Genomic DNA, 255 nt, shown 5'->3' with positions numbered 1-255 from the left:
TGGTCCCACCTGACCCCATGCCGAACTCAGAAGTGAAACGCCGTAGCGCCGATGGTAGTGTGGGGTCTCCCCATGCGAGAGTAGGACACTGCCAGGCATCAAATAAACGTTATCAGTGTGACGACTGGTAATGCGCAAATCGCAAAGCGCGAATTTGCCGGCATCGAGAGATGCAACGTAAAAGAATCGGTGGAGCGGTAGTTCAGTTGGTTAGAATACCTGCCTGTCACGCAGGGGGTCGCGGGTTCGAGCCCC

At 55.7% G+C, this 255-nt stretch carries 1 rRNA gene; it reads left to right on the top strand.

The features are described from left to right. Positions 1 to 97: ribosomal RNA gene (rrf, locus tag WA302_RS25240) — 5S ribosomal RNA — on the top strand; the annotation flags it as partial. Positions 98 to 255 lie beyond the last annotated feature (158 nt).

Origin of the sequence: Serratia sp. 201 (assembly GCF_037027545.1) — a bacterium.
Lineage (GTDB): Bacteria > Pseudomonadota > Gammaproteobacteria > Enterobacterales > Enterobacteriaceae > Serratia > Serratia bockelmannii.
This window is presented reverse-complemented; position numbering and strand designations above follow the sequence as displayed.